The sequence below is a fragment of the Armatimonas sp. genome (assembly GCF_031410135.1).
In the GTDB taxonomy this organism is placed as follows: Bacteria; Armatimonadota; Armatimonadia; order Armatimonadales; family Armatimonadaceae; genus Armatimonas.
This window is the reverse complement of the sequence record NZ_JANNYP010000402.1, coordinates 1-3,732: the sequence shown is the minus strand read 5'-3', so window position 1 is coordinate 3,732 and position 3,732 is coordinate 1. Positions and strand designations below refer to the sequence as shown.

Below are 3,732 nucleotides of genomic sequence, written 5' to 3'. Positions count from 1 at the left end.
GTATCCCCAGAAAAGTGTGCGATAGGTTAAGCAACAGCATCGCTATTGAGGCATTTTCAGTAGTCTGCGAAATCGACCGTTTTGGCAGGACGGCTGGAAAGGGTGCGGTGCGGCGCGACTTTCCAGCCTCCCTCCCTGAAGCTTGATCTGGTTGATGTTCACGAAACTGGTCTACCAAATCAAAGTACCAAAACGTTGTTTTGCAGATAAGTACCTTGGGATACCCAAAACATCGAAGAACATTGGGATTTCCATGCCCTCGAACTAATATCCTAGCGAGCTAACTGAGCTAATCGGCCAGCAGCTCGGCCCACGTCTCGACCTCAAGCAAGCGATCTACAAGAACTTCCAGACGGGCCAGATCGGCAGCCTCTAGAGCAGCCAAAGTCGAAGCTTCAGGGCCACCGAAACGCTTGGTGCCCAGACGCAGAACCAGGCTCCGCGCCTCATCCGAGCGCCCTTGCGTTCGTCCCTTTTCTTCGCCAAGCTCAATCCATTCATTGGTTAAGGTCATCATCGTATTCTGCTCCTCTCGGGGCAAGAGCCCCACTTCGCGCTGGAGTTCCACCAGCTCAGGTCGTGTCATCTGCAAATAGGTTCGCACAAAGCCCGCGATAAGCTGAGAGCGGGCCGGGTCAAGTCGAAGCGTGGCGATCAGGCGCAGGCACTCAAGCCGCACCTTCACACGCTCCTCCTCGGGAATCTGCATCTTCACCATCAACGCCGTCGCTGCCGGGTTGCGCTTCTTGGCATAGTCTTTCCAGCTCAGACGGTTGAGCTGGATCGCACGGAACTGAAACTGGATCACCACAAAACCCGGAAACTCCATCGAGAACGTGTTGGGCGCGAGCTTGAGCGGCTGGTCGTAGGAGAACAGCGCCACGGGGTAGATCGGCAGGCGGTACTTTTCCCAGAAGCGGCCCACGTAGTTAAACATCCGGTCGGGGAACTCGCTCTGGGGAGTGGACTGGTTCTCCACGATCAGCAGAAAGAAGGCATCACGGCCCTGGAACTTTGCCTGCACCACGATATCGGACTCGTAGCGGTTGCCCTCCGTGATGTCCATGAAGATCTCTTTGTCCAAAAAGACAATAGACTCCGGCTCCAGGTAGGCATGGACATCGGGGAGAAACGCTTCGACGAACTCGACAAAGAAAGTCGTGAGCAGCTCCTTAAAGAGCCGATCATGATCTACGGCTTGGTTCTGATCTACGGCTTGGTTCTGATCTACGCTCTGGTTTTGCCCTATAGTTTGGGTGGGTTCCATCTCACCTATTGTATCGCTCTCGCTCTACAAGTCCGTATCAAATCTACAAGTCCGTATCAAATCTACAGCCCGATTCCCTCTGCACTGTCCGATGATTCCCTCGGCGGCGCTGTCGTGGCAGTGCGCCTCGCTCGGATGTTGCCCATCATCATTGCCCCAGAGTTTGCCAAGTCTACAGGATTACCCCTTGCGGAAGGGTACATGGATCAGCTCGGCGGCTTTTCTCTTAGCCACCTCCCCCCGCCGGTCATACCGCGCCGTTGTCGTCACGTTGGCATGGCCCGCCAGCTTCTGAACCGTAGCGATATCCGCCCCCCGATCCAGTAAGTCTCCAACAAAGGTGCGCCGGAAGTCGTGGGGGGAGAAGTGAACTACGCCCGCTTCCCGCGCCCGCTCGATCAGGATAAGGTAGAGAGCCTGAGCCGTCATCCCGAGCAGCTCACCAGATGCTCCCTCGTCCCTCACCAGCTTCCCACCCTTGCGCGAGGGGAGCAACAATGCCCCCGGCGAATCGCCGCGCATGAGCACCCAGGCATCCAGCGCGGCCTGTGCACCGCCAACCACTGGCACGAGCCTCTGTTTGTTGCGTTTGCCCAGGATCTTGACCACTCCCTCCTCAGCGTCGTAGTCGCCAAGGCTCAGTGTCGCCAGCTCCGCACGGCGCAGTCCACAGCCATACAGAAGCGCCACAATCGCCGCGTCCCTCGCTCCGACCGCACTACGATCCTTCTGGCATACGTCGATGAGGGCCGCGATCTCTCCACTTTTCAAGGAGCGACCTGCGGGAAGCGTCTCGCCCTGAACCCGTTGGACATCGACGGCACGCTGGTAATCTTCGGCACTGAGCTGCCCCAGCCGCCAGGCGGTCTTTATCGTCCCTCGCAGCGCCGAGAGCATCTTATTGACCGTGGCGTAGGAGTACTTCTCCGCCAGCACCGCTCGAACCGCGCTGGTGTGCTGGAACCTAAGTGCTCTCCAGGGCAGTAGCTCGATCCTCACCTGCACCGTTTTCTCTCCCAGCTCTGGCAGAAGTAGCGCCGCGATGATGCCGAGCGCATCGCCCATCGTTCGCCGCGACCCCGGCGCGAGGCTAGCCAGGTAGACCACCGCAGCGTTCTGATCACGTCGCTGGCCTTCTTGTACCACGACGAGCGGAGCGACTACTGACAGGCTAGTTTCTTTCTCTTCTTCTTGCATTTTCTCCCCCCTTCCCCCCTCCGGGGGAACCAGCGCATCGCTGGACTGGTCTACGTGCTACGCTGGGTTCGTTTCACTTTCGCCCAGTTTTTCGCGGCACCATAACAAAGCCTGGCGGGAGTCTTTGACGCGTAGCCTTGTGTCGGGTGGGCCGATGAGTGGGTTCTGGAGAAAGTGCTCGGTGTCGTGCGTGACGAAAAGATCCGCATCGCACTCGACTGCAGCCGCCAAGACACGAGCGTCGGGAAGGTAGCCGGTCAGCTCCACGCAACGCTCCACGGTCTCCTGAGCGGGATCGGGCACGGTGGCGACATCGGCAACATCCAACAAGACGACGAACCGAGCCAGAGCAGATGGGTTGCGCTTTCGTAAAGCCGCTCCAGGTCGCTAAGCACCTCGCGGCTGATGCGAAGGTCTACGACTCCAGCCTCGCCCAACAGCAGCAACTGGCGACCGGGCGAGTCCTCACGCGAGGAAAGGGCTGCGGCGATCACCGCGCTACTATCCAGAAACAGCTTGGGCCGTGGCAAGGTTTTACTCCCCAGTCCTGTCCTCGCGCATCGCCCTCAGCTCGGCCAAGAGGTCTTCCAGGCTCGTGCCTTCCTGGAGTAGCTCGCCCTTGATCTGATCGCAGAGTGCCTCCACCTTGGACTCCTTAGGACTGAGCAGAAACGCCCCACCCAGATCAATTACCGTGAACTGCTGCCCCGACTTGATGTCGTACTGATCTCGTAGTGCCTTGGGCAGAGTGACCTGCCCGCGCTGCGCAACTTCAACTGATCCGATGCTCATAACCAATACCCTCCCACAGAATCCTGCCCCACAAAGTCCTGCCGTACGCTTCCGCGTACCATCAGAGATACAGCAGGCACGTATCGGCAGTAATACAGCAGTGCCGAAATTCTTTAAACCTAATAAGTATTTTATCGTTCTATCAGGTATTCAGCAAGACAGAATGCCAGTAAAGCAGATAAGCGGATATGCCGACGCTAGATAGATTTCCCCGTTTCATGTCGTTATTCCTTCTTAGAATTGACATTCTAATAAGCTATGACCTATCTGGAAAAGCCCCGATTTCTAGCCATCTACCCCCGTTTTGGCGATTTGCCCCCAGAAGCTTCCAGAAGGGGGCTTTTTGCCCATCGCACCGGAAAGGTATAGTTGGGCGTTTCCCCACCCCTTGCGGTGACGGAAATCAGGTGATTTCCGTTGATCACAGATGGTGACATGATGTGGTTTCGGATTTCCTCACTCCCATCACGACCATC

The 3,732-nt window shown here is 57.3% G+C and carries 5 protein-coding genes; all 5 read right to left on the bottom strand.

The annotated features are described in order from the left end of the window. Positions 1 to 289 precede the first annotated feature (289 nt). A complete protein-coding gene (locus RMO15_RS14560; RefSeq protein ID WP_309714050.1) occupies positions 290 to 1,267 on the bottom strand; it encodes an Rpn family recombination-promoting nuclease/putative transposase in 978 nt (325 codons plus the stop codon). A gap of 180 nt (positions 1,268 to 1,447) precedes the next feature. Next, positions 1,448 to 2,464, bottom strand: a complete 1,017-nt coding sequence (locus tag RMO15_RS14555; protein WP_309714047.1) for a tyrosine-type recombinase/integrase — start codon at positions 2,462 to 2,464, stop codon at positions 1,448 to 1,450. A 57-nt stretch (positions 2,465 to 2,521) separates the two neighbouring features. Then, positions 2,522 to 2,794 carry a hypothetical protein gene (locus RMO15_RS14550; protein ID WP_309714044.1) on the bottom strand — a complete coding sequence of 91 codons (273 nt, stop codon included), beginning with the start codon at positions 2,792 to 2,794 and terminating at the stop codon, positions 2,522 to 2,524. A gap of 204 nt (positions 2,795 to 2,998) precedes the next feature. Beyond that, complete coding sequence (locus RMO15_RS14545) at positions 2,999 to 3,256, bottom strand: AbrB/MazE/SpoVT family DNA-binding domain-containing protein (protein WP_309690470.1); 258 nt, start codon at positions 3,254 to 3,256, stop codon at positions 2,999 to 3,001. A gap of 293 nt (positions 3,257 to 3,549) precedes the next feature. Then, positions 3,550 to 3,732, bottom strand: a 183-nt coding sequence (locus RMO15_RS14540) for a hypothetical protein (RefSeq protein WP_309714042.1), incomplete at its 5' end; no start/stop codon positions are given.

Excerpts from the sequence above, each read along its gene's own strand:
- RMO15_RS14560 (WP_309714050.1), bottom strand. The coding sequence starts at position 1,267 with ATGGAACCCACCCAAACTATAGGGCAAAACCAGAGCGTAGATCAGAAC.
- RMO15_RS14555 (WP_309714047.1), bottom strand. The coding sequence starts at position 2,464 with ATGCAAGAAGAAGAGAAAGAAACTAGCCTGTCAGTAGTCGCTCCGCTC.
- RMO15_RS14545 (WP_309690470.1), bottom strand. The coding sequence starts at position 3,256 with ATGAGCATCGGATCAGTTGAAGTTGCGCAGCGCGGGCAGGTCACTCTG.